Annotated in this window: 22 protein-coding genes; 10 read left to right on the forward strand and 12 right to left on the reverse strand. The window is 45.5% G+C overall.

Annotated elements, in window-relative coordinates:
- Positions 1-60 precede the first annotated feature (60 nt).
- Positions 61-444 carry a VOC family protein gene (locus tag MHB85_RS22930; RefSeq protein WP_179198419.1) on the reverse strand — a complete coding sequence of 128 codons (384 nt, stop codon included), beginning with the start codon at positions 442-444 and terminating at the stop codon, positions 61-63.
- 285 nt (positions 445-729) lie between these two features.
- Here MHB85_RS22930 and MHB85_RS22935 point away from each other — a divergent pair, with 285 nt between their 5' ends.
- On the forward strand, positions 730-2,070 hold the full coding sequence (locus MHB85_RS22935) for an MFS transporter (protein ID WP_341073757.1): 1,341 nt from the start codon (positions 730-732) through the stop codon (positions 2,068-2,070).
- A 155-nt stretch (positions 2,071-2,225) separates the two neighbouring features.
- On the opposite strand, the gene MHB85_RS22940 is transcribed toward MHB85_RS22935, so the two are convergent.
- Positions 2,226-2,882: a DUF2625 family protein gene (locus MHB85_RS22940; protein ID WP_307533983.1), complete on the reverse strand. Its 657-nt coding sequence runs from the start codon at positions 2,880-2,882 to the stop codon at positions 2,226-2,228.
- 285 nt (positions 2,883-3,167) lie between these two features.
- Here MHB85_RS22940 and MHB85_RS22945 point away from each other — a divergent pair, with 285 nt between their 5' ends.
- Positions 3,168-4,634, forward strand: coding sequence for a DUF5123 domain-containing protein (locus MHB85_RS22945; RefSeq protein ID WP_341073758.1), 1,467 nt, complete (start codon positions 3,168-3,170; stop codon positions 4,632-4,634).
- A 128-nt stretch (positions 4,635-4,762) separates the two neighbouring features.
- Here MHB85_RS22945 and MHB85_RS22950 read toward each other — a convergent pair whose 3' ends face one another.
- Positions 4,763-5,746 (reverse strand): sensor domain-containing diguanylate cyclase, encoded by a 984-nt coding sequence (locus MHB85_RS22950; protein WP_341073761.1) that lies wholly within the window; start codon positions 5,744-5,746, stop codon positions 4,763-4,765.
- A gap of 25 nt (positions 5,747-5,771) precedes the next feature.
- A complete protein-coding gene (locus MHB85_RS22955; RefSeq protein WP_105599867.1) occupies positions 5,772-6,578 on the reverse strand; it encodes an alpha/beta fold hydrolase in 807 nt (268 codons plus the stop codon).
- A 218-nt stretch (positions 6,579-6,796) separates the two neighbouring features.
- Between MHB85_RS22955 and MHB85_RS22960 the strand changes: the two genes are divergently transcribed.
- From MHB85_RS22960 to MHB85_RS22980, 5 genes are read left to right on the forward strand one after another with little or no spacing between them, the layout of a single operon-like run.
- Complete coding sequence (locus tag MHB85_RS22960; protein ID WP_091013631.1) at positions 6,797-8,011, forward strand: MFS transporter; 1,215 nt, start codon at positions 6,797-6,799, stop codon at positions 8,009-8,011.
- A complete protein-coding gene (locus MHB85_RS22965; protein ID WP_341073762.1) occupies positions 8,004-8,573 on the forward strand; it encodes a TetR/AcrR family transcriptional regulator in 570 nt (189 codons plus the stop codon). Before MHB85_RS22960 ends, MHB85_RS22965 begins: the two co-directional genes overlap by 8 nt.
- A 46-nt stretch (positions 8,574-8,619) precedes the next feature.
- Positions 8,620-9,270: a hypothetical protein gene (locus MHB85_RS22970; RefSeq protein WP_341073763.1), complete on the forward strand. Its 651-nt coding sequence runs from the start codon at positions 8,620-8,622 to the stop codon at positions 9,268-9,270.
- 34 nt (positions 9,271-9,304) lie between these two features.
- The gene (locus MHB85_RS22975) at positions 9,305-9,862 is read left to right on the forward strand and encodes a DUF1697 domain-containing protein (RefSeq protein ID WP_105599872.1); all 558 of its coding nucleotides are present in this window, start codon (positions 9,305-9,307) and stop codon (positions 9,860-9,862) included.
- 53 nt (positions 9,863-9,915) lie between these two features.
- Positions 9,916-10,563: an Imm50 family immunity protein gene (locus MHB85_RS22980; RefSeq protein ID WP_341073764.1), complete on the forward strand. Its 648-nt coding sequence runs from the start codon at positions 9,916-9,918 to the stop codon at positions 10,561-10,563.
- An 80-nt stretch (positions 10,564-10,643) separates the two neighbouring features.
- Here the strand turns inward: MHB85_RS22980 and MHB85_RS22985 are convergent, their stop codons facing one another.
- The 3 genes from MHB85_RS22985 to MHB85_RS22995 all read right to left on the reverse strand — a co-directional run bounded on the left by MHB85_RS22985 (position 10,644) and on the right by MHB85_RS22995 (position 13,552).
- Positions 10,644-11,087 (reverse strand): Hsp20/alpha crystallin family protein, encoded by a 444-nt coding sequence (locus MHB85_RS22985; RefSeq protein WP_105599880.1) that lies wholly within the window; start codon positions 11,085-11,087, stop codon positions 10,644-10,646.
- Between the two features lie 191 nt (positions 11,088-11,278).
- Positions 11,279-12,481 (reverse strand): MFS transporter, encoded by a 1,203-nt coding sequence (locus MHB85_RS22990; protein ID WP_341073765.1) that lies wholly within the window; start codon positions 12,479-12,481, stop codon positions 11,279-11,281.
- Positions 12,482-12,592: 111 nt separating this feature from the next.
- Positions 12,593-13,552 carry a helix-turn-helix transcriptional regulator gene (locus MHB85_RS22995; RefSeq protein ID WP_341074268.1) on the reverse strand — a complete coding sequence of 320 codons (960 nt, stop codon included), beginning with the start codon at positions 13,550-13,552 and terminating at the stop codon, positions 12,593-12,595.
- A gap of 243 nt (positions 13,553-13,795) precedes the next feature.
- On the opposite strand from MHB85_RS22995, the gene MHB85_RS23000 reads away from it, so the two are divergent.
- Complete coding sequence (locus tag MHB85_RS23000) at positions 13,796-15,382, forward strand: choice-of-anchor I domain-containing protein (protein WP_341073766.1); 1,587 nt, start codon at positions 13,796-13,798, stop codon at positions 15,380-15,382.
- Positions 15,383-15,877: 495 nt separating this feature from the next.
- Here MHB85_RS23000 and MHB85_RS23005 read toward each other — a convergent pair whose 3' ends face one another.
- Positions 15,878-18,121, reverse strand: a complete 2,244-nt coding sequence (locus MHB85_RS23005) for a carboxylesterase/lipase family protein (protein ID WP_341073767.1) — start codon at positions 18,119-18,121, stop codon at positions 15,878-15,880.
- Positions 18,122-18,763: 642 nt separating this feature from the next.
- Here MHB85_RS23005 and MHB85_RS23010 point away from each other — a divergent pair.
- Positions 18,764-20,416 carry an alkaline phosphatase gene (locus tag MHB85_RS23010; protein WP_223199747.1) on the forward strand — a complete coding sequence of 551 codons (1,653 nt, stop codon included), beginning with the start codon at positions 18,764-18,766 and terminating at the stop codon, positions 20,414-20,416.
- Between the two features lie 164 nt (positions 20,417-20,580).
- The gene (locus MHB85_RS23015) at positions 20,581-20,946 is read left to right on the forward strand and encodes a VOC family protein (protein ID WP_105599888.1); all 366 of its coding nucleotides are present in this window, start codon (positions 20,581-20,583) and stop codon (positions 20,944-20,946) included.
- Between the two features lie 116 nt (positions 20,947-21,062).
- Here the strand turns inward: MHB85_RS23015 and MHB85_RS23020 are convergent, their stop codons facing one another.
- From MHB85_RS23020 to MHB85_RS23035, 4 genes are all read right to left on the reverse strand, one after another.
- Positions 21,063-22,286, reverse strand: coding sequence for a GNAT family N-acetyltransferase (locus MHB85_RS23020; protein WP_341073769.1), 1,224 nt, complete (start codon positions 22,284-22,286; stop codon positions 21,063-21,065).
- 192 nt (positions 22,287-22,478) lie between these two features.
- Entirely contained in the window at positions 22,479-23,957 is a 1,479-nt protein-coding gene (locus MHB85_RS23025; protein ID WP_091013599.1) for a methyl-accepting chemotaxis protein, read from the reverse strand.
- A 300-nt stretch (positions 23,958-24,257) separates the two neighbouring features.
- Entirely contained in the window at positions 24,258-25,301 is a 1,044-nt protein-coding gene (locus MHB85_RS23030; RefSeq protein ID WP_091013596.1) for a pectate lyase family protein, read from the reverse strand.
- A gap of 289 nt (positions 25,302-25,590) precedes the next feature.
- Positions 25,591-26,433 (reverse strand): AraC family transcriptional regulator, encoded by an 843-nt coding sequence (locus MHB85_RS23035; RefSeq protein ID WP_341073770.1) that lies wholly within the window; start codon positions 26,431-26,433, stop codon positions 25,591-25,593.
- Between the last annotated feature and the right edge of the window lie 95 nt (positions 26,434-26,528).

Below are 26,528 nucleotides of genomic sequence, written 5' to 3' on the forward strand. Positions count from 1 at the left end.
GATATCGTACGTATGCACAAACAGGCGCCCGTTATCGGAGCGCCTGTTTCAGTATCTAAATCACCCCTGTTTTATGCCAAAAGCGATCCATCTTCCATCGATATCCTCGATCACAAACTCCTTGTTATTATAGTCTGTATGATTCAAGACACGTACGATTTTCACATCTGCGTTGATCAATTCCTGTTGAAGCTCTTCCTGGTTCTGGGTAATAAAATATGCGTCATATCCATAACCATATAATTCTCTGTTGGGAATGACCTTCTGTCCATTGCTTTGGGTCAAAATAATCTCGGTAAGATCACGATAAAGACATACATGAGGTTCCTCGGCATCAAGATATTCGACGACTCGAAAGCCCATCTTTTCTTCATAAAACTGCGCGGTGCGCTTCATATCCAGCGTCGGAAATACGCTATGGGACATTAATAATGCATGAGTCATGGGTATAATCTCCTTCATTTTCAACATGCTAATAACTTACATATCTAATTACCTAACCGCTGATCCATCCGCTTATGTATGTTCAATGATCATTTTAGTTAAATTCAGGAAATCCGTCTATTGTTTATTATTAATATCTCTCTATGCTCATCACATCCGAACGAATCAGTATGACATTATTGCCATATAATGAAATGGAGTGTAAAATGGTATATTGCTTTTATACAAAATTTCCTTTGAGGTTTTATCCGAATTCATATTCATACCCAGGACAGGAATGGTACCGTGAAAGATAAAATTGTCATGCCACTCTGGACATGCTGTCTGTTCATCGTTGTGATGAATACCACCATGTTCAATGTTTCTTTGCCAGTCATTATTCAAGATCTACAGATTACCTCGGACCTGGGGTCTTGGGTCATCTCAAGTTATTCGATTGGTTACGCCCTGTCGACGGTGATCTACAGTCGATTGTCAGACCGTATCCCGGTACATAAACTGTTAACGGTCGGGCTTCTGATCCTGGGGTTATCTTCGTTGCTCGGATTATTCGCGCATAACTTCGCGATCCTGTTACTGACACGTATTCTGCAATCTGCAGGTGCAGGGGTGATGGCCGGGCTGGGTCTCGTCATTGCAAGTCGTTACATCCCGGTGGAACGACGCGGAGCTGCCATCGCACTGATCTCATCAGGTAGCGCCATGGCTTTTGGACTTGGCCCTATTGTCGGCGGACTCATTAGCGAGTACTGGGGCTGGAACGGACTTTTTGCCATAACCGTGCTTGTCCTGCTCGCCCTGCCTGTATTGCTTTATTTTCTCCCCCGTGAATCCGTCAAAACAGATCAGCCGTTCGATGTTATTGGTGCCATATTAACCGTCATTAACGCCACTACACTTCTGGTAGCGATCACCCAGCAGTCCTGGTTGTGGTTTGCCATTGGCATTATTTCACTTGTTGCACATCTCCTGTATATTCGGAAAGCGAGTCTTCCGTTTGTGAATCCACAAGTATTCCGAACGCCAGGATACACCCGGTTGATTCTTATCGGATTCTGCGTGCTGGTGGTGAATCTGGGCAATCTGTTTTTGATGCCACTTGTGCTTGCTGATCTATATGAGCGCTCTTCGCTCGCCATTGGTTTGCTAATTGCTCCTGGAGCTATTGTTGCAGCATTCTGCACCAGTTTCGTTGGACGCTGGATCGACCGTTATGGCAATATGCGATTTATGATCATCGGACACACCCTGCTCGCAGCGGTACTTGCTTTATTCATGCTCGAACTGGATCAATCCGCCCTGATCATTACCAGTGGTTATCTCTTTTTCTCACCGGCACTCTCAGCCTCCATGGCTTCACTGAATAATGAAGCGTCACGAGTGCTGCCCAAAGCCCAGATAGGTTCCGGTATGGGCATGTTACAATTGATTCAGTTCTTCGGTGGTTCGGTGTCTGTAGCTGTGTGTGGGCTGCTGCTACACAGCATTCCGGGAGTCTCGGTCGAGGAAGCTTATCATGTGGTGTATGCTTGTCTGTTGTTCGTCTGCGTTGTTTCACTCGGGCTGACCGTCTGGCATAGCAGAGCTTCACGCTCAGGCATTAAATCGGTTACATTGGACAATTGATAATTGATGTTTAAAGTTCAGAACAAAAAGGCTTGCGCCAAGCGCGAGCCTTTTTTAGTTTGGAACAGAAATGCCGTTTTTTAAAAAAGTGGATCACTCAATGAACTTGAACTTACCGGTTACTTTCCTGATTTCATCCTACAGCAGCATGCCAACTATTTACCGTCCAGTGCGAACTTCCAGGCCTCCATTATGCTAATTGGGGCTTTACTGCTGCTCTCGCCGCCACCTTCCTGCGTCCAAAGTGGCGGGTAATACGCGAATACTTGACCTGTCTGTAGCTGAGACATATTCTCTTGCCAGCCTTTCCAGCGAAAGGTCTGATAGAACTGCCCCAGATCCCCATTTGCCAGCCAGTTGATGAAACCTGAATATGCCAGTTCTGTCGATTCCCATTCGAGTGTATCCGGTGCAAAATAATATATGTGTCCCGTGCGGCCATACTTGCCTGTATCCAGTCCGAAAAAACCGCCTGCCGCATCATATGCAACGACCATCATACCCTCCAGCACATCTACCCAAGGTTGCTCACTCACCCCATTCCAACTGGTGAGACTCCCAGATGTACTGTCACCACCCGCACCAAGTAGCGTGATCCAGCCATGGTCCAGTACGATACCTTCTGTCTCATAAGCAACAGCCCCCAAATAGGATTTGGTGCTTATTTGCAGACGATAGAGGGTATCCTCACCAGCCTCTTGTTTTGCTGGAACATACACATATGTATTTTGCCCACTATCCAGGAGTTCCTTGAGTTCTTCCCACGCGTGATTCTCCCGATCTACTAATTCAGCTATCGTTAATGTATTCATGAGCAGTCTCCTCGCTGATTTTATAAGAGCATATCATGGGTTATTAACCCGTTCAAATCTGCTATAATCTAGGGCGTGTCTAAAAACTCCGAAGGAAGCAGATTTTGCCGAATTTTCGTTCCAAGCAAGGAAGTTTTCCGCAGGCGTGCCGGGGCACGTCAAGGGAAAGTGACGCAGCAGGGGGCGAAAAGGCGGTAAAAGATGCACTTCAGCGAGTTTTGAGACACGACCTAGCTTCAAAGCTAAATTCAAGGGGGAAACGATTTGATTCGCGTAGTTATACTTATGATTCCGATTCTGATGGTGCTTGTATCCGGTTGTCAGAATCATACATCTGCCATGAAGGAACCCGTTTCTGTTCATAAGTCTGATCCCCAGGTCATCCATTACATATCACCCCAAGGAAACGACTCGAATAAAGGCACCATTCAATCTCCTTGGAAAACGTTGCAGCACGCAGCAGACCATGCTTCGCCAGGAAGCATCATATATTTGCGTGAAGGTGTCTATCATCAGAAAGTCAAAATCACCCGGAGCGGTAATTCTTCCGCTAATCCAACGCTATTTTCAAGTTATCCTCAGGAGCAGGTTATCATTGATGGTAAAGGTTTATCTGTTCGGGGCATTGAAGGGTTAATTGAAATTGAAAATGCCAGTTATATCACGATTCAGAATCTCGAAATTCGTAATTTTACAACCACACTTGGGGGCCAGGTTCCAACCGGGATCTATGTCCACGGAGCAGGTGAGCATATTCAGCTGTTAGGCAACACCATACACGCGATCTCTAGTTACGCACCTCCTGAAGGTCCCGATTTGCGGGGCAGGGATGCCCACGGTATTGCCATATATGGCACAGAGCACCCGCAAGCATTACGCGATATCATCATCAAGGATAATGAATTGTATGATCTTACACTTGGTTCCAGCGAATCACTTGCAGTCAACGGTAATGTCGATACCTTTGCCATACAGGACAATATTATCCATGATTCCGACAATATTGGTATTGATCTGATCGGGTACGAGGGTACGTCCGAGGACGACACGTACGATCAGGCTCGGAACGGCATTGTACGAGGCAACGAAGTATACGATATTACGTCCAATAACAATCCCTCCTACGGTACAGACCTGCCCAATGATACCAACTCGGCGGGCGGCATCTATGTAGATGGCGGGAAAGATCATATCATCGACCAGAACCGGGTATATCGGAGCGATATCGGAATTGAGATTGCCTCGGAACATGCCGGACGTTCGACCAGCAACATTACCGTGCGTGATAACCTGATTTATTCCAACAGATTGACGGGTATTGCCATGGGAGGTTATGACGAGGAACGAGGAGCTACCGAGGATAGCAAGATTATGTACAATACACTTATGGGGAATGATACCCTGAATGCAGGCAATGGACAGTTATTCATGCAGTCACGGACAAAGAACAATACGTTCATGCGTAACATTCTCGTATCGGGCAGCTCGGAAGTACTAATATACAACGAATATACTAGCAATACCGGCAATGTGTTTGACCATAATGTCTATTATTCACCAGGAGAGCAGGAAGACGCCCTGTGGGTTTGGAAAAATAAAGCCTACTCCGGCATCGCCGCCTACATCAAGGGATCTGGCAATGATGCACACTCCATATATGTGAACCCGGCATTTATGGATGAACCGAGCGAAGATTTTCGTCCTCAGGCGAATTCTCCGGCTAAGGCGTATGGTTACCTTGCTCCGCGATAAATCAACCCTGAGTCTGCCATCTCAACTTAGTCAATCTGTTTCACGCAAATAAAAGGAGCCTGTGCATGTGGGATCACTTCCCCCATGTGCACAGGCTCCTTTTCGTTTCTTTTGATGCAATCCAATCCTTAACTTCTTACCATCTGAGCTGCATGTGTCACCCGGTTTCGTCCTCCGGTTTTGGAGGCATACAGGGCGTTGTCCGCTCTTTGGAACAAGGACTTTTCTGTATCTTCCTCTACTATAGTGGCCGCACCGATACTCACCGTAATGTTATATTCACCCCAGTCCGCTGAAGCAACCTGTGAACGATATCGTTCTGCGATACCGATCGCCTGCTCCTCTTCACAACCTGGAAGAATGATAACAAATTCCTCCCCGCCGTAACGTGCAACCACATCCGTACTTCGCGACAACGATTGCAGCAGCCCTGCCAGATTGCCTAGCACCAGATCCCCGATCGGATGTCCGTACGTATCATTAATGCTTTTGAAATGATCAATGTCCACAACGAGAAGGGAGAAATAACGTTGTTTCTCCTGAAACATCATTAAACTTTCAAACATTTTTTCCTGGAAAAACCTGCGGTTCTTCAATCCTGTCAACAAGTCGGTGGAGGCCAGTGTCTCCAACTGATCATTCACTTTAATTAACGCCTGCTCTTTAATTTTATATTCCTCATGCAGTCGTTCAAGTTCTTTGTTCGCTTCTTGCGTCGCTTGATACAGCTCCTGTAGTTTGGTTTTGGTATGCAAAATATCCTTCTCATGTTCGATTCGCTTACGCATGACTACAACGACACAATCTACCACGCTCTCCCCGTTACGAGTCTGACGAACACCGTTAAGCAGAACGGGAACAGCCTGCTGATCACGGGTACGAAACGTGAAATACATCTCGTCCACATGTCCATATAACTGGATGTAAGGATAGAAATACGTATGGAAAAATACCTTATTGCTCACCGACATGGTGGATTCAATATGTTGCCCTATGAGCTCATCGCGTTCATATCCAAGCATCGTAAGCAAAGTTTGATTAACCGACTGTACGACGCCCAAATCAGAGATAGAGAAGTATCCACAGGGAGCCAGATCTAATTGTATATCCATGGAATAACTGCCTTTCTTCCGCGTTTTATGCGCTCGTTAAATAATCCTTAATCATTCGGATGGTTTCTTCCGGTTGACTTAGATGCGGATAATGTCCCTTGGCCGTCATCTGTTGCAACCTGCTATTCTTCAGATGAGCGTGTAAATAATCCCCTACTTCTACCGGGGCAATGCTGTCATCCGAGCACTGAAGAATCAATGTTGGCACAGTTGCCTGCTCCAGATCAATACGACAGTCAGATAAAAACGTCACTTCGGCAAATTGTCTTGCAATATGCGGATCTCTGGAGCAGAAGCTTTTCTCCAATTCTTCCGTCAGCTCTTTCCGTTCTGGATTGTTCATCACAATGGGTGCCAAATAACTCGCCCACCCAATAAAATTCATCTGCATCATCTCAAGTAATTCATCGATATCATTCCGATCAAAACCTCCATAATAATTCGGCAGATCATTCACGTAACGTGGGGAGGGCCCTAACATTATAATTTTTTTGAAATATTTGGGGTTCTGAATGGATGCCAGCATACCAATCATACTGCTGACGGAATGCCCGACAAATATGGTGTCCTTTAGCTCAAGCGCTTCCATAATTTCCAGCACATCCTGAGCGTATCCTTGAAGGTTGCTATATTTGACAGCATCATAATAGTTAATTTGAGATTCGCCAGATCCAACATAATCAAACAACACCACACGGTAGTTCTCCATAAAACCTGGAATAATGTAACGCCACATATCCTGATCACATCCAAAACCATGAGCAAATACAATCGTTTGGCTACCCGAGCCAAGTACCTTAACATTATTTCTTACAAGTATATTAACCGTCATTGCATATCACCTCTCCGAGGTAGTATTCACTTGAATCATTTTATCTGGTTATTATACCGGAAAATGTTGGGATATGAATTAAAAATTATTAATACTTCTCTCACCCACCAAAAAATAATGAACCCCTGCTCTGAATGTGCGCTTTACAATCTGACTACCGTCAGGTAAAATCAGTTCAACATGTCGCGCGACAGAGATCAACATTACGGAGGAAAACCATGAGTACTTCAACATTCAGTCCTACACCTCAGCAACTCTGGGGAAGATCATTTATTTTCATCATGTTAGCCAACGCATTATTGTTTATGGCATTTGAAATGTTGCTTCCCACCTTGCCTTTGTTTGTCTCAAGTCTTGGTGGCGAAGCCTCCCAAATTGGGCTTGTTACCGGCGTATTTATGTTCTCTGCCATCTTGATTCGACCCTTCACTTCTGTTTTGGCATCTCGAATAGATAAAAAATATCTGTTAATTATCGGCATCACTATCTGTGCATTAATGACAGGTGCATACTACCTATCGTCAGGTATTTGGATGATTCTTATATTTCGAGTGATCCACGGATTCGGATTTGGTTTGGCAACGACATATTTTGCAACGATTGCCACTGAAAACATACCAAGAGATCGCCGGGGAGAAGGTATGGGGTATTTCGGCGTAGGGGAGACGGTCGCCATATCCATCGGTCCTTTGATTGGAACAAGCCTGTTGTTTAGGTACGACTACCAGAGCCTGTTTATGGGAGGTATGTGCATTTTGCTGTTAGCTCTCCTGATGACAGTGTTTGTCTCCAGAAAGCCGAAAACAGGAGGTAGTAGCGAGTCCATGCAAACTCATGTACCTTCGGTGAAACTGATTGAAAAGAAGGTACTCTTCCCTTCCCTCCTCATTATGCTTGTTGGTATTGCAGCGGGTTCAATCATGTCCTTTGTGGCTTTATTTGCTGCCGAAAGAGGATTCGAGAATATAGCCTGGTTTTTCTTCATCGTTGCCATCGCCAGCTTCGCCGTTCGACTGTTCTCGGGGAAAATGTTTGATCGATGGGGACCAGGTTCCGTGTTGTTACCTTCTGCCGTGTTTGCAATCGCGGGACTACTGGTTCTGATTATCGCCCAGAGTAATGTGCAATTCCTGATCGCCGGCGCGTTATACGGCTTTGGTTTTGGTGCCATATTCCCGGCGATTCAGACCTGGTGTGTGAATCTTGTAGATGAACATGAGCACGAAAGTGCGATGGCTTCCTTCTTTAACTTCTTTGACCTCGGAATTGGCGGTGGTTCGTTGATCCTGGGCGTGGTGGCTTCTGCATTTTCCTATACGGTGGTGTATGCTATCTCTATAGGTATTTTTGTGGTATATATCTTGTTATATTTGGTATACTCCCAAAAACAGCAGAGGTATACCGCTCGCCAACTGGAGGTAGACATTGAGTAAAAAACGAATCAAGGAAATTGCCATTCAACATTTTAATCGTCTGGGTTACGAGGGGACCAAGATGGCGCAGATTGCCGAAGAGGCAGGCATTCGCAAGCAATCCCTGGCTTATCACTATTCATCCAAAAAAGCATTATTGCTGGAGTTATATGAGGAAGTTGTGCAGGAGGAACAACAGTTTGTACGCCAATTTTTCAGCGACTCTGTTACCCAAACCCATGCTCTGGATCAGCAGCTATATGCCTTTTTGCATGAACACAAAAATCGTTTTCTGACTCATCCAAACGTCGCTTTTATGTATATCCTGTCCTTTATCACACCACTGGAGGTGCATGATTTTGTACTGGCCAAGTATCGAACGTACCTCGGGACACTGAAGAAAGAGCTGGCAGCCGTATTTACCAGACATCCTGATATACGCCTGAGTCCGGAAGAAGCCACCGTAGCTTTTGTCACCGTGATGGATGGATTGGATGTACAGCTCGTGTATGAGACACGGCAATCCTATGAACAAGCTTTGGCAATCACCTGGAATGTCTTCTGGTCAGGCATCCAGCGTTAACGGATCAATTACGATCAGACTACACAAGTAGGAGGAATCAGACAGAATGCAACAACTGGATGCGGCCCTAAGCCGTTTTGTGGAACAGCAGGATTTATATAATGAAGCTTATGGACTTTTCAAAAATCATGATCTGCGTCCCCGCGAACAACATCACCAGCCGGAAGTGGATACACGAATACCTCTTTCTCCAGAACTTCAGTATCTGTACAGTCATTATGAAATGATGGATGCGGATGCGGAAGGTACACTCAAAATGAAAAATGCCGCCGTCGAAATCGGTGATGCAGCGCTGATCTCCTTTGTCGCACCTGAACATCTGCTTCGTCAGCAACTGGGGTTCCGCTGGATTGGCATGAATGAACCTTATGAGGAGTCCTCCACTTGGCCAAAAAATTACGTCGTCATCGCAAACTTTAACGATGATCCGTTAATTGTAGATGTGGAAGCACCAAACTCTCCCGTATATGCCGCTTTTACAGGTGGAGAACCAAACCGTGTTGCTGATTCGCTGTCAGACTTTTTCAGTGCACTAGCCATCCTGATTGAAGCGGCGCGCACCTATGCCGGAGAAGTAAAAGATGAAGAAACCTATGAAACCAAGCCCGAGTATCTGGAGCAAGTGGAACCTTTATTGCAAGATTTGTTGGGAGAAGAGTATACTGCTCATCTTTTCGAATATCTGTCCTTTTGTTAAAACGGTGAATTGAAGGAATTGGAGGGGTGCCCATATGATCTATGTGGCTTTGCTACGAGGCATTAATGTAGGCGGGAACAATAAAATCAATATGAAGCAGCTGAAAGAAACGTTTGAACAAGCAGGCATGCTGGATGTTGTTACCTACATCAACTCTGGCAATATTATTTTTGCCGATCATCAGGAACGTGCCAATGCGAATGTGGAGATATCCCATGTGTTAGAACAGGCCATCGCTGCCGATTTTGGCTTACAGATCAGGGTTATGGTGCGGAATATGGATGAAATCCATAGCGTTATTCAGGCGCTGCCAGAAGAATGGGTTAATGATGACACCGCCAAAAGTGATGTGATGTTCCTTTGGGATGAGATCAATGAGCCCTCTGTGCTGGACCAACTGCCCATCAAACCGGAAATCGGCACACTGATCTATGTTCCCGGAGCGATTTTATACTCAGTCAGCAGAGAAGATGCATCCAAAAGTGGCATGAACAAGCTTGTGGGTTCCAAAGTCTATGCTTATATGACGGTTAGAAATGTGAATACCACACGTAAGATATATGCCCTGATGCAAGCAGCAGCAGAGAAATAATACAGACAGGTGGAGATGATGCCACGCAGCTTGTGGCAATTGGAGGTAGTCTAATGAACAGAGCATGGACATTAAATGTCAGCGTCCGATCCGTAGAGCGGGAACCTTTCTGGTATGCACCCCAGACTCCCTGGCAGATACAAGTACAAGGTTTTCGAGTAAAATTCCATACCAATAGGGCAATCGACTTGCTTGCTCAAGATCGACTGCTTGTTACCGTTGGTGAGGAAGGTACCGCGAACTGGGCTGCTTTTATCGGAACAGTCGTGGAATGCGAACCAGACTCTCTCCTGCTCTATACAAGTCCTCAGTACGAGGCACAGTTAATGGATATTCGGAGGTTGGAACGCGAATTTTCTCCTTTGGCTTCCATTCTCGGAGCGCAGCATGTAATCGAAACTCTGGGCTATTTCCCTCCCTTCCATTATGACGAAATTACGGATGTGCAGCTGGAAACAGTCCAAAATATACAATCCCTCTCTCTTGTGCTAACGCATAATGCTGATCAGGAATGGGAACAGCAGGTGCACTTCCATTTTGAACATATTCAGCAAGAGATGTTCTCCCCTGTGGAGGCATCTAACGTTTGTTTACAGCTAAGTTTCACTTATGCAGCCGATCAGATTCGTGTTAACTTGGATGCCGTATCCGGCTTCTCCGCTACATTCCTATGCAGCACAATTCATATTCAATTCCATTAACCCGGTTATGTAAAAAATCCCTTCATGGGACAACATGAAGGGATAGCTCAACTTCTTCAGCTACACATGTTGCATCTGGTTTAGTCAATCTGAATGCGTCTGCGAGATTGATCATCACCAGGACGTTTCGGAATCTCGAGCTTCAGCACACCATCTTCCAATCTGGCCTTAATGTGCTCCTCATCAATATGATCTACATAGAAACGCCGGATAAATTCGCCGGATCGGCGTTCCTGCCGAATGATCCGATTGGAGTCATCCTTCTGCTCCACTATATCATTGCGTTTGGCACGAATAATCAATTCATTACCTTGAACCTGAATGTCTATATCCTCTTTGGCAATGCCCGGAAGCTCGGCTTCTACCGAATATTTGTCTTCTTCCTCACGAATGTCGGTCCGGAATGGCTGGGAGCCAGTTCCAAAAGGGGAGAGGAATGAGTTCTCAACCATGTCATTGAAGGATTTCAACATGTGTCCGAACGGGTCTTCATTTCGTTTACGAAACGGAATCAGATCAAACATGAAAATCAGCTCCTTTTGTGTGGTTGGTTTATTGGTGTTGCTTACATTGATTATTATAATACCCGTGCAAATCAGGCTCAAAGTCCGTAAAAGACGAAAAAAACCGATTTTCTTTCACCATGGTTCACTATTTTAAAATAGATCCTTTTTTCTTTTATTTTGACCTTATTTGATCTTCTGACTTTATCTGACTATAACGAATGAATGGGGTCCGTTACAGTATTGGATTCATTCTTCCGCATTCCCATCATCATGATTGCCAGCAAGACAACCAGAACAGCTACGAGCATAAATGGAACATGTTTGTCCACCTGATAAAGTGTCGTTGTAAGTAAAGGCGTAATGACGGCGGATATCCCCTGTATCGCTGCTACCAATCCCGCTGCACCTCCCTGCTGTTCTTTGCTAACTGCCAGCGAAGCACCTGCCATGAACCCGGGCATCATCAGACCTGAACCCATGCCAAACAGGAAAAACGAGAAATAATACATGGATAACATATTGAAGACCAAAAAAAGGATCATACTTGCGATCAGGAAAAGGGAACCGAGCAAAATCATTGGGCGTGGCTGCCATTTCAACCATTTCATCTGAATGACCTGCATGATCAACATCGCTGCTCCAGAGAACATAAGTCCAAACGAAACCATTCGGGCAGTCGCCGCTGAGGATAGAGCCAGTTGATCCTGAAAATAAAATCCCCCGACAACCTGTAGTGTCATGATACCCATCATCGTGACTAAGCCGGCAGCAAGGTACATTCGTAATCCACGTTGGAACGGGTTTACTTTAGGCGGTTTTGCCTGAATGACCGGTTTGGCTGACGGGATTAACAGCAAGGCAATAATAAACGCAGCGATCGCTATCAAAATGCCAAAATAAAGCGGCCAGAGCAGACCGATAAGTGTAAAAGCTCCTGCAATCGCTGGTCCAAATACAAGGCCAAGTCCATTCGCAGCACTGATAATCGCCATCCCGCTTCCCCGCTCTTCACCTTCTGTCACATCACCCATATAGGCTTGGGCAGAAGACAGCACCGCCGGAATGAACATGCCGATCAGACTGCGCGTCACAATCAGAAGGGTTAACAATACTCCCCCTCCGATCCATACATTTAATCCCCCGTACAATGCCAGTGCAAATAATGCACAGCTCACAGACATACCTATAAATCCAATCAATATGACTGGTTTTCTTCCTCTTATATCACTCCATCTGCCCCACACCGGAGCCATAACAGCCATCATAATGGAACCAAGTGAGATAATAAGACCGGAATGGCTTTCTTTCATGCCCAACTCGCGAATAAGCGGCGGCATAATGGGTGCAATCAGCATCAGACCCAACATGGCTGCAAATACGCTAAAAAAAATACTTCCTCTGATTCGGTTCATGCTCATACACTCCTCTATATTTCAGTACAGTATCCACTGTACCTGGAGTATACAAGGCGGAAAGAATCCCCACTGCCTCCATACGGAACAATTCACGCCAAGACGGATTTATTAATAAATCTTTTTCATCTCTGAGGGCTTCACGCCGAATTTGCGATAAAATTGCTGCGAAAAGGCACTGACATTGCTGTAACCGACCGCAATCGCGGCCTCGGTGACGTTGTTATTCTGATTGCGCAGCAGCTTCATGGCGTTGTCGAGACGAACCTGACGCAAATATTCGAAGACTGTGCTTCCGAAAAGTGCCTTGAATCCTTTTTTTAATTTAAAATCGTTAAGACCTACTTGTCTGGACAATGCTAGCAAAGATGGAGGATCTACCATACAGGCCTCCATAATCTCCCGTGCCGTATGTAACTTCCGGATGTCCTCTCTCGAGAATCCCGCAGGGATTGGCGCCAGATCAAACAGTTGGATCATAAATCGATTCAAGATCTCCAAGGCTGTCGCTTCCATCATTAAGGATGATCGATAACTGTTGTTTAATTCCACAATCAAACTGTCGATCATCGTTCGTATCCGGTTATCCAATTGAAATACAATCGGCCTGAACACTTTTCGTCCCAACACCTGATTAAACGCAATCGACTTGAAACCACCCAGTTGTGCCGCAGCATAATTGAACAGAGAAACCGGAATCCCCAGCGAAAAGGACGTATACAGCTCCCTTGCCGGAGGATGAAACCACGCTTCGAAATCATGCATAAAAATAAGGGCCCCTTGCCCAAGCGATAATGAATAATCCTGACCGGATATATCCACATGTCGCTCTCCCGATAAGGCAAATTGCAATTCCACAATGGGTGTCTCGGACGCAAAATACGTAGGATAAGGCTGAAGATATTCAACCTGGGAATATAAAATCTCAATGCCACTGTATGTTGTCACTCTTTTGACCTTACCGCTACCCGCCTTGGGAGAGAGCAGATACGTGTGTTCATCTTGCTGACTGTAAGGTTCCTGGATCAGGTAATGCTGATATACTACGCCTAATGCATCATCCATGCGCATGGTATTCACCTCGCCTATATCTTGATCAGACTCATCAGTAAAGAAAGTCCGAATTAATTGATAATGATTCTCAATTAATTCTAGCGTATTTTCTCCCGTTCGACCAGTCCTATATATATGAAGGTCACGTATAACCTTTTACACAAATCGCAGACTTCTCTTACCTCTCCTTAACATTAGCTCCCTATACTAGAACAATTGTACAACTCATTACACAAGAAACGATAAAGGGGATCTGGAACATTGAAAAAGAGAAATCAATGGCTTGCCGTTCTGTCGATGACTGCCATTCTTACCGCAGGAACAACCAGCTACACATCCATGATTCATGCTGCTGACGTAACTAAAACTACCAATAATCATGTCGTACTGCGTACAGCCATCCAAAATATGCAGGGTACGGTCACATGGAACGGAAGCAGTCGCAGTGTTGATATCCAGATCGCAGATACTAAAGTACAACTTCCAATAGGAACGTCTTCAGCCACCATCAACGGTGTGAAAACTCCTTTGGACAGTAAAAGTTACATCACCAAAGGTACAACGTATGTATCTTCCCAAACGCTAAAATTAATTAAGGATCAACTGATCCTGAAACAGAATAAAACCGGTTTTGAACAGACCGCATCGTTTCAGATGCCCGGTGGCAAAGCAGAAATATCAGCCTCAACGCCAGATGGACAGCGCCTGCTCGTAACCGAAGCAGACAATGGCAGCATTTCCATACTGGATATTGCTGATCTGAAAAACATTAACGTCCTGAAGACAGTCAGCTTCCATGACCTCTCCGCCAAAGCTGAAGTCACAAGCGTAACGGTGTCCAAAGATGGTAAATACGGTCTTGCTATTATTCGTACAGGGGATACAGATAGTGAAGCAAACAAAGGGTTGCTTGCCATTGTGGATCTGACAACCTACAAAACCGTCAAAACGTATGAACTCGGCATTGGTCCCGACTCCATTGCACTGTCACCTGACGGTCTGCATGCGGTTATCGCGATAGAGGATGAAGAGCTGAATAAAGCTGCGGATGAAATTGACTATGCCAACACCAAACGTCCGGGTAGCATTATGGTTGTATCTTTTGCTGGCGGGAACGTATTGGAGGGTGAAATCACCAACTTGCCGGTCTCTTTGGACAAGGTAGAAGGCGCCATCTATCCGCATGATCCACAACCGGAGTATGTTGCCATTAGTCCAGATAGTAAAACAGCAGCCATTACGTTACAGGAAAACAATGTCGTTGCCATTGTAGATCTGGAGACAAAAAAAATTAGCTCAATCTTCGCTCTGGGTACCACTTCACATCAAGCAGATCTGAAAGATGATGGTATCGTTCAGTTTAAAGAGACGTTGACAGCTCGTTATGAACCGGATGGAATTGCTTTCTCGGCAGATGGTAAATACCTGCTGACAGCTAATGAAGGGGACTTGGGCAAGAATGAATTTGAGGATGGTGTAAAAGCGGGCGGACGCAATATTGCTGTCTGGGATCTGCAAGGCCAGCGGATGTACGATAGCCAGAACCTCATTGACGAGGCAACCGCCATGGTTGGTTTGTACCCGGACGATCGCAGTCCCAATAAAGGCAGTGAAGTGGAGAATCTGACCGTTGCTACTGTAGACGGCACAACATATGCCACGGTAGCTTCCGAACGGGCAGATGCCATTTTGTTCTTCGATCTTGCTGATCCGGTCAATCCGGACTACCTGGGTCTAATCCCTACAGCCGGAGAATCACCGGAAGGAATCCATCGTGTTAACGGACGCAGCCTGTTTGTAAGTGCAGATGAAAGCACCGGAACGCTTAGTTTTTTTGCCAAGAAATAGTTCGAGTGCACTCGGTATGTAAAGACTGAAATGAACATTTTCACTTTGTATTGAGTAGGAAGGGGCGATGAAGCCCCTATCCTCTCATACTATTGAACGCACTATTCCATGTACCCACATATAATGCTGCAAAGGTTATCGACGCTTTATATTTTCCAATTCCCGCCTGTTCCGCTCGACTTCCTCTTGTAATACTCGTACTTCCATCCTTAATGCGGATACTTCCTCTTTGACGCCAGACCTCTTCATCACAAGATAGAAGATCAGATATAATACGAGGCCCATCATAATAAAGAAAATCAATAGAGTTATAATCCCAGCAATAACAAAATTACTAGCTCCATCCATAATGTACGTTTTCCCCTTTCCCATATCTTATTAATTTATATTTACAACAATACCATATTTAAGCATAACGAACAGTATAAAAAAGCCAAGAGAGCATGCTCTCTTGGCTTTCAATTTATCTATATATACCTTCCTATCCGGTGATTCTTATTCCCAGAAAAAACGACCTGCGAACACTTTTTCCGTCAACAGTTTATACGTTTCTTCAGGCAATTCTTTTTTCATCTTTGCCATAACGGCGTCTTTGCCTTGATTATATTGTGTGGACATGCCAATCTCTGCGGTTGTATTACTTGCATCCAGACGCATGATTGGGGCTTGGGCATCTTTCATCCAAGGTGTCCATGCCGCTAGATCAGGTGATCCACCCGTACCTGGATTGCCTGTGTACAGGAACTGCTTCAGATATGCTGCCATCGCGGCGGACAACTGATCACGTCCCGGTTTGTTTGTATCGCTAAAGTACCCATCAGGGAAATAGGCAGCAATTCCGTCTGCGTGTCCTGTATAGAAGTCCATATCCGCACCATGTGGTGCGCCCAGTAACGTGAGCAAACGCTCAGAGATGACCCCAGGTTGTGTACCCCATGCAAAACGATACGCATATACCGGTGGCTGACCTGCTTCATTTGTCAATTGCTCCGCTACACGCTCTGCATTAAAGCCTGCATAAGCTTCGCTTCCGTATTTCAACGCAGCAGCATATTGTTCCGCCTTGGTTTTATCAGTAAACAGAGTTTCATCCGTGATGGATGGAGAGAAGTTTGGATCACCGAAGGCAAATCCGGAGAACTCCGTTTCCAGGCTGCCGAGCAATACTGGAACTTTCTTATAATTGCCATTATTGATGGCGTCAAATCCTTCTTTTGGAATCACTGTGCCATCACGGAACAGATGCGGGAATGGGTCCATACGGATTGCCGTTGCACCAAACGCTGTGACCAACTTGTCCGCAGGCAGTGCACGCAGGTAACTCTCCAGCTGTGCCTGAGATTGTTTACCAATCCATGCTTTTGCTTCTTCTGCGTTAGCCGCTTTTCCCTCTTGCACGAGTAGCTTCACAAGTACATCCTCGGATTTTTGTTCGCCTTCTTCCGGTGATGCTGTCGTCAATCCTCCGCTGAAAGCAACTGCTTTTTGATACAGTCCTTTGCTAAGTGGCGAGATCAGAGTTGCCAGCACATCACGTGCACCAGCAGATTGTCCGGCTAATGTAACATTGCCTGTGTCTCCGCCAAACCCTTTGATATTATCCTGCACCCACTCCAATGCACGGAATGCGTCAAGCAGACCATAGTTACCTGAGTCATCCAGGGCATTGCCTGTTTTCAGCGCTTCATTCTCGAAGAATCCAAGGGCTCCCAAACGGTAATTCACGGAAATGATAATGCTGTTGGTACTCCGTGCAAGCTGTTCACCTTGAAAATCTTTACCTGATCCGGTCATATTCCCGCCGCCGTGCAGGAACACCATAACCGGAAGTTTCGAACTGGTTGTGTCGGGACGCCAGATATTGAGATACAACGAATCTTCGCTTCCCGCTGTCGTCTTGCCGGAGATCTGCAAGCTGTTCGCTGCAAATTCCTTAGCCGATCTGGTTCCTGTCCATGATGCCGGTTCTTGCGGGGCTTTCCAGCGCAGTTCACCTACTGGCGGTTTCGCGTAAGGAACACCAAGCCAGCCGAGCGTGCCATATTGCTTATAGGTTTTGCCATCAATCGCGCCATACTTGGTCTGTTGCACCGTTTGAGGTTGGAACGCCCCAGCTTCTTTATGTTTCAACCAGTTCTGCTCCAAAGTTCCACTGCCATTCTTGAGCTGTATCTGCAATGCCTGTGCGGTTGCCTCTGCCATCAGACGGTTGGTAAGTTGACTCGCTCCCTTTCCCTGAAGTGCCTTGATTCCCTTACCAGCCGCGTAGGTGGAAGCCGTTCCCTGCTCATAATCCGTACCTGCTTCATATCCAAGCACCTTCAGCAGCATTTCGGCATAACCTTCCGCTGTAAGGGGTGCATTAGGTTCAAACTTCTCCGTTCCTGTTACGATCTCAGCCACATACGGATGCTGCTTTAAGTAACCAACGACCGGTTGCAATACTTTGCCCGCCTGAGCCGCATCGTCATACGTTTCCGATCCCTGATAGGCGAGTGCTTCTTTCTCCAATCCGGACAAACGCAAGTAAAGTACTGCGGCCTGAATACGTGTTGCCTTTTTGTTCAGATAAGCTACATTAACACCTTGACCGCTGCCACGAATAAGTTCGGATTGGATCAGCTTGTCCATCGCTGCTGAAGAAGAGGATGCTGTATTGCCTGCTGCATAAGCTGGTAGAGCGGATACACATAACCCCAGAATGGTTGCTACAGCAATCGAACGTTTAATGGTTTTCATGTCATAAATCTCCTCGCTGTCGAATAGTGTGTGATGGGATAAGTTCATTGGAAATGTTCAGTTGAAATGCGTATCTAAAAATCAGTATTCCAATGTCTGGATGAGTCTATATCTCTATTTATGGAAAATTAAATCTGCTGCGCTCCTTTCTGTTCGAAATATCTGCTACGGCGCTTGCGGTCATGCCATCAGGCATTTTTTTATATAAAAAAACCTGAACCGAAGGCAAACAGACATCGCTTTAGCGTGATCTGCTGCCCTCAATTCAGGTTTTGCCTGCAATCAGTAACAACCCTGAGGAATGAGGTTCATTCCATATGAAAATGTAAACGCAATCAATCGTTTGATGAACAAACAACCAACGAATGAACTGACACAGGTATTGCCCTAAACACGGTTACAATCCTGTTGTTATGGTGATGTTAGCACATAATGTAAGCGTTCGCAACACCCTTTTTCTAAATCGTCATCATACGATCTCTAAAAGGGGTAACAGTAAAAACAGTTCACCTGAATTCCAGCCTCCTTCACTAATCGTAAATTTTACATATAGTTAACCCATTTCATACGTTAGTTTAGCAATTGTTGTATACACTTGGTTTGAGATACCAAACTATACATATATTCTAGGAGGATGCATTCATGTTAAACCGGTTTAATGTCCGTGCAGCCAAAATGATGCTCGCGGTGACAACAATTGTTACGGCTACACTCGGAGGAAGCAGTGCAGCGTGGGCTGTGGAAGACACCACCTCAACAACATCTGCATCACCGATTAAAAATGTAATTATTCTGATTCCTGACGGTATGGCTAACGATGCTACCGCTCTGGCTCGTTGGTATAAGGGCTCGTCTCTGACACTGGACTCCATGGCAAGCGGCATGGTTCGGACTCACTCCGCCGATGCGCCGATTGCAGACTCAGCTCCTGCCGGAACTGCTTTTGCAACAGGTTATAAATCTCATACCGGATTTGTTGGTGTACTGCCGGACAAGGCTACCATGCCTGGACAAAAGGCTATTGCGACTGGAGACGAAAGAAAACCGGTTGCTTCCGTGCTGGAAGCATCCAAACTGGCGGGTAAAGCAACCGGCATTATCGCCACATCCGAGATTATGCACGCCACACCAGCGGACTTCTCCTCTCACTATCCAGACCGTAAAAACTACGATGCACTCAGCAAACAACAAGTCTTCAATGGCATGGATGTTGTGTTGGGCGGAGGTAGCAAATATCTTGAGCCAGCCGGACGTAAAGACGGCGATAATCTGATTTCGTCCATCAAGGCACTGGGTTACGATTACGTCACTACACCAGCTGCAATGAAAGCATCCGATTCGAACAAGCTTTGGGGTATGTTTGCACCCGCAGGCATGGCTTATCATATGGACCGTGATCCTGCGAAGCAGCCAAGTCTTGCCGAGATGACATCCAAAGCCATTGAAGTTCTGTCCAAAGACAAAGACGGCTTTTTCCTGATGGTCGAAGGCAGTAAAGTGGACTGGGCAGCTCACGCCAATGATCCTATTGGTATTATCAGTGATGTGCTGGCTTTTGACGATGCCGTAAAGGTAGCCATGGATTTTGCCAAAGCCGATGGAGAGACTGCCGTTGTGGCTGTTACGGACCACGGCAATGGTGGACTCACCATTGGTAACAACGCAACTTCCGGCACTTATGACAAAGAGCCATTGTCTACATTTATCGGACCTTTGAAAAAGGCTAAGCTAACAGGCGAGGGCGTTGAAGCGAAGTTGAATGCGAAGCGGACAAACATCAAAGCAGTGATGAAACAGTACTACGGTATTACCGATCTGACTTCCGAAGAGATTGCCACAATTAAAGCGGCCGAGCCAGGCAGTCTTAACTATGCAATCGGTCCAATGATCAGCAAACGTGCAGGGATTGGCTGGACAACCGGTGGTCATACAGGTGGAGATGTCGTGTTGTACACGTATGCTCCGAACAATGACCGTCCATTCGGTGTGATTGATAACACGGATGTCGCCAAATATATGGCACGAGTACTGGATCTGGATCTCGACAGCGTGAGCAAACAATTGTTTGTACCTGCCAAACAGGCATTTACGACCAAAGGCGCGACGTACAAACTGGACCTGACAGACGCCAAAAATCCGAAGATCCTCGTTACCAAAGGCAATACCAAGCTGGAACTGCAAATCTACAAAAACATTGCACTGGTAAACGGCAAAAAGACAACTTTGGAGGGTGTCATTGTTTATAACGGTGTAGATGCATTTGTACCACAGACGGCCGTTGATCTGATTCAATAATTCGCTAGAACTGCTGGAACTATAGGAGATTACACCATTTGGCTGCCGAATATTTCGGCAGCTATTTTATTGTTTACTGATAAGGAGTAGGCTCCTGCTAGCGCCTATCGTATAATGAACATAACAAAAATACATATCATGCAAGAAAAAGGAGAGATTCACCCATGTTGATCAAATTAAACTGGATCACGCTGAGGGTCAGTAATTTGGAAGCTTCACTCGGGTTCTACCACGACATACTTGGACTTCCGATTCAGCGCAGATTCGAAAGCCGCGGACGGCAGATTGCCATGCTGGGCATGGAGAACGAAGCCAAGCTGGAACTAATTGAGGGCAGTGAATCCATTCTTAAACCAGAGGCCGGCGTGTCGATCGGTTATGAGGTGAACTCGCTGGATGAAGCCATGGAACGACTAGCAGAGCTGAATATTCCAATTGTACGCGGCCCCATCCAGCCCAATCCGCACCTGCGTTTTATATACATTACAGATCCAGACGGCTTCGAGGTACAACTCGCAGAGCATGTTTAATTAGGCGATTGTGAAATGAGTGTGCGTATCACGATAACCAGTTGTTTGTGCATGTGTGCAGTCAAACCTGTATGCACACCCCCTCCTAGGGCAGCGTAAAACGTTATTATGTCTGTTTACAGCTTCATGCGGCGCATCAGCGGAACACCTATGCGATTCAGCAACCGATCAAGCAGCAGCCAGCACCAGCGTCTGCCCCATGGAAGCTGGCGCTCATACACAGCGGAATATTCAAAATCCGCCACAGCACCGCGATTGCGCTTGAACTGTGCAGCCCCGGCGCTCTCATGTAACAGATGGCCGTTCTCTCGAGCCTGTCCGATCAGGCATGCCGATAACATGCGGTATAGTCCTACAGACTGGGGCACCGCCGTATCGTAACCAAACAGCGGCGTTGTCATGATTCCATTTCGGCAGAAATAACCCATCACCGCGTCCAGGCGCCCCTCCTTTCGCAGTCCATAGAGTCTGAGTGTTCCTGATGCCATCGCAGCAGCAATGAAACGCTCGGTAAATTGCGGATTGTGATAGGAGTATTTTTCAAGGTACAACAGCTTGTACAATTCCACAATTCGCGGAATATCTGCATCCGTCATATCTGACTCGGAAACGAATTCGTAGTCGTGCTTGGCCAATAATTCGTAATCCCGCTTCAACAGCCAGCGCGATTTCGAGTTTCCAAAATTCGGATCATGCGCATGGTACAGGTAGATTTGTCGGCTCGGAATTAGTCGACACCCCACTTCCGTTAGCCTCGCCGTCAGATCGGGATGAAGTCCCGGAGACAAGGAGCGAAACACAATGACATGCTCAGGGTATCGCTCTTGTACCGCTGTAAGCAAACATTCTGCCTGTTCACCGGACATGGCTGGATACAGATTGGTGGACAACAACCAGTTGTTCACATGCACAACTTTGTTGATCTGCGATTGCTTCATTCCCCAACCTATTAGACTGAGCAGCACAGAAAGACCTTTTTCCAACACAGGCTTCTGCAACATGCTCAGTTCCTCCTTGGCGTAACTCACATAATGCGTATATGGCGAACAAACGTAAGCATTATCATACTCTGTATCATTCACCGTCAGCGGAATAACGAGATCATCAATCCGGGCGAGCAACAATGTCGTTTCCACGTTGGACATAAAGCTTTGGGTCCCGTCCAGCATCATAGGCTCCAGATAAGCTCTGGCATATCTGCCGTCCTCTGTATCGGACCAGTCCATGCCTTCGAACGAATGCTGATCATAAAGACGCACGCGTTCAGCGTGATTATCATTCCTAACTTCATATGTACGGTCATCATAGGCCAAGCTGTCTTTCATTCCTTTATTCTTCAACCTTTTACTCCCCCATGAGGTAACATCTTCTTTTAACTACCATTTACATGGTTAGTTCTACTCTCTTCATACTCTACACAACACACTGTATAGGAAAAAAATGTCGGCATCAAGCTGTTTTGCAGATAAAAAAGGCCCGTCCAGTACGCTAAATACGCACCGACAGGCTCTCAACTATTAATATTAGTAATATTAAAGTTTGTTCACAACGGAAGAAGCTTGATGATCCGAGACCAATTCATTCAGGTCTACAATCAGTTGCTCCAGTTCTCCAAAGCTCTCTACCATCTTCTGTGTCAGGTTGCGTTGTTCTTCCATGCTTGCCAGAATCTCTTCTGTCGCTGCACTGGATTGCTCAGTCACACTCGAAATCTCGGAAACCTCATTCACAACTCTGGTGGAAGATTCCTTCATGGTCGCCGAACTAGTCTCGATATCTGTCGCTTGATTCAATACATGCTGAGAGTTGCTGTTGATGGTACGAAATACTTCCTCTGCCGTATGCACGCTATCTCTCCCTTGTTGTAACGAAAGACGAATGCGTTCGAATCGATCCGTCAGTGCCTGCGTCTGCCCTTTTAATCGAGACAGGATGGTTGCGATATCACTTGCGGACTGACCCGAGTTCTCTGCCAACTTGCGAACTTCCTCTGATACAACAGCAAACCCGCGTCCATGCTCACCTGCACGAGCGGCTTCAATGGCTGCATTGAGTGCGAGCAGGTTGGTCTGACTCGCAATATCCGCTATGCTGTTCAGCATAAGTGTCATGGATTCACTTTCCTCGTTGAACTTTCGCATGTCATTTGCAGTTGTATTGATCGTTTCATATAGATCTTGCATTTGGATGTTCAGCTGGTCCATCTGTGTGCTTCCTGTTTGCGTGCTCGTTGCCATACTTGCGGACAACTCTTTCATCTGTTGGGAATACGACGCAACGTCCTTGATATGCTGATCCGACACAGATAAGGATTCCGAGATCTCGGCTACACTGGTCGCCTGAAACTCAACACCTTTTGCAACCTCACTGAACCCAAGTGTCACCTCATTGGTGATAGAACCGGTCGCATTCACTTTTTCCTTCAATTGATCCGTATAACGTGATAAACCTTCGACCGATTCCTTCACACGCTCCAGCATGGTTTCCACTCTTTGCTTAGAATGCTCCACCTCATTCTGGCGTACTTCACTTTCATGGAAGAGCCTTTGATTCAGCTGGGAGACCAGCATGAGAATGGCTCCCGTGAGAGCGAATAGTCCCACATTAACGATATTACCTATTAGCTCAACAGAGTCAACGGTATTCATAACAAATAACTGAAGAACACTGTTGACTAGTAATACCGAAAATCCAACCACAAAAAATTTCTTGTTAGGAAATAACAAAAGAACTGCGGTTATGACCAAACTTAACGCAAAATTGACCGTTCCCCAACCGACATAGACTCCACATATTGTCAGTAATACGGTAATCAGCCATGGAATGAGATGAATATGTTTCTTTTTCGCATTAGCGTATGTAATCCAAACTACAAAGATCAGAGCTACTCCATTGGACACAAGTAACTTCGGCATCGTAAAGGCCAGACCCATACCAATGGCAATAATAATCCACAAAATGATACCGATTAATTTGTTCCTTTTCCAAATAATTTCGTCCATACGATCCATGCATACCCCGTCCTTTTAAGTAGGTTAAATGTGAGTTGTAGGGCCTTTCTGTACTAGATCTAGTAGTCTTTGGTCCTGCTTATGTGCAAATCGCAAATACGCATCGCCTTAACATAGTACATATTAACTTCACAAGTATGAAATCAGCGCTACTTTATGTATATCGGTATTGTTAATTAAAAATTAATATGAATTGTAAAATGATATGTAAGCATATCATTTTACAAAAAAAAGGTCTGTCTTATGCGTTATGGCGCACAAGACAGGCCTTTTGGGTCGTGAAAGGATGTGCAGCAACTCTTACTTGCCAAATACAAGTGTCGTATTGGAGGAACCTGCATACTTGGTGACGAACTCACGTGCGTAGCTGGCACTCTCTACCTGATAACTGTAATTGGAGCTTGGTCTCCAGTTCGTTTTAGGAGAAGTCGGGCTATTCAGGGCCGGTGTACTGCCCGAATCCGTAAACTCACCTTTTCCTTTGTCATCCAAGATGCCGCCCTTTTCAGCACCTGCACCAAAGTAGTTGTTTTCGGAATAAATCCGTGCTTTTTCACCAATTGTGATGGCCTGATTAAAGTTGTTTGCATAGTTGTTTTTGAGATGGAAGTAACCATATCTTAAAAGCCCAGGACCACGTACATATAAATTTTCGAAGTAATTATTGGACATCGTCACATGAGGTACTCCATTGTAACTGCTGTTACCATCATTCGGATGACCGAGGATGACGCCATACTTATGGTTCGCAAATTTGGAATTGCTAATCGTAATATAGTCGGCGCGATCGCCAATATACAGAAGCTTGTCCAGATCACTACCGCCAGAGCTGTAGCTGTGACCAGCAAACGTCACATGATCAATCCAGTAATTGGAGCCTGAAGTGATATACATCTGGATATCATCATTGGCATTAATATTGGAAGCGTGTTCAAAAGTCAGATTCTGAAATATCACATTGCTTGAACTGCTTGTGGATCTGAAATGAATATTCGTTAATGTATGTTTGCCAAAGGAACCTACCAGGGTCTTGTTCGCTCCGAATTCAACTTTTTGCAACGTAGAAGAGGAAATATTCTGTTCAACGACGACGATTTTGGCCGTTGAGCCCGCCATGTGTGTTCTCAAATCATTGAGATTACTAACGTAAACCACCTGACCGTTCTTGCCACCTGTCGTAGCTGACTTGGATACACCATTCTCATTCTTGGCACTGCCTGCAAAACCAGTCAACCCGTTCGTACCTGTGTTTGGATAACTAGCCGCACCATATGTAGACGGGGCGGTGGAGACAGTTAACAACAATAGAGTTACAGCAAGTAAAAGCATCGAAAATTTCTTCAAAATTTCACCATCCTTTATAATATTATCCTCAAATACAACTCGATTATATCGTGTAACTTTGGCTGTGACAATACGAAAATTGCAAAAAGACAATAATTATCATTTTTATGCAACAGCAGATCAGATATAGTGAAAAAACGTAAAACCAGGCCATTCGTTCACACAAAATAGAGCCGCTAATTAGCGGCTCTATTAACGAGTACTATGTGATCCAACTTGGAACTGATCTGCACTCGGATCAGTTCCTAAAACCTCTGACAAAAAAACATCGCTTGCGGATAATAATATGTTACGACTTCTGATAGCTGCGGCGGAAGGAGCCAGGTGTAATTCGTTCCAGCTTCTTGAAGATGGCTCCATAATAGCTGGTCGATTCGAAACCGACTTGACGAGCAATATCCTCCATCCCGCGCTGCACATTATCAAGCAGCAATTCCTTGCTCTTGTTGACTCTTACCTGATTAACATAGCTGATGGGACGAATACCTGTCGTTTTCTTAAACAAATGACAGAAATATTCTGGTGTGACACAGATCAATCCAGCCAGCGTTGGCAAAGTAATCTCTTCAGCATAATGTTGTTCAATATAGTCCAGAACCGGTTTTAATCGCTCATACTGCTGCCCGACCGTATCGCTGCCCTCAACAGATACGCGTTGAATAATCTCTGTCAATAAGGTATAGAGAATGGCGGAACAGGCGTAATTGCTTAATGTCTGCTCTTGTGGTGTTAAAGCAGCTTGCAGCAGCTCCCGCATTCGGGATAGAAGGTATTCAGGTTGTGCAAGCGTGTATACGCATGTGTCGACAATGCCCACGGTTTCAAATAAGTTTGCTGACCCGTTGCCATCGAAAATGATCCAGTCGACTTCCCAACTGTCGGATAGCGCATAGTATTCGTGCTTCTGTCCAGGGAATAACAGCATGCCCATACCTGGCTTGACGATATATTCCGTTTCACTGAGCTTGAGCTTACCCACACCGCTGCGGCATTGTATCCACTGATGATCCTCAATGCCTTGGTCTCGGCGGATATGCTCCTGTTCATGATGCAGGCCGATGCCAAGCAAATAAAAAGGGAGAAGCTTGTCTCGGGCAGATAATACCGGAAAACTACGATTGGGATGAGGCATACGACTAACTCTCCTGATCTTAATATTGTTATATCATATTAATTTTTTAAGATATTCACTCGAATTAATATATCATATAATCGCAATATATTGAT

Origin of the sequence: Paenibacillus sp. FSL K6-4396, assembly GCF_038002525.1 — a bacterium.
Classification (GTDB): domain Bacteria; phylum Bacillota; class Bacilli; order Paenibacillales; family Paenibacillaceae; genus Paenibacillus; species Paenibacillus amylolyticus_B.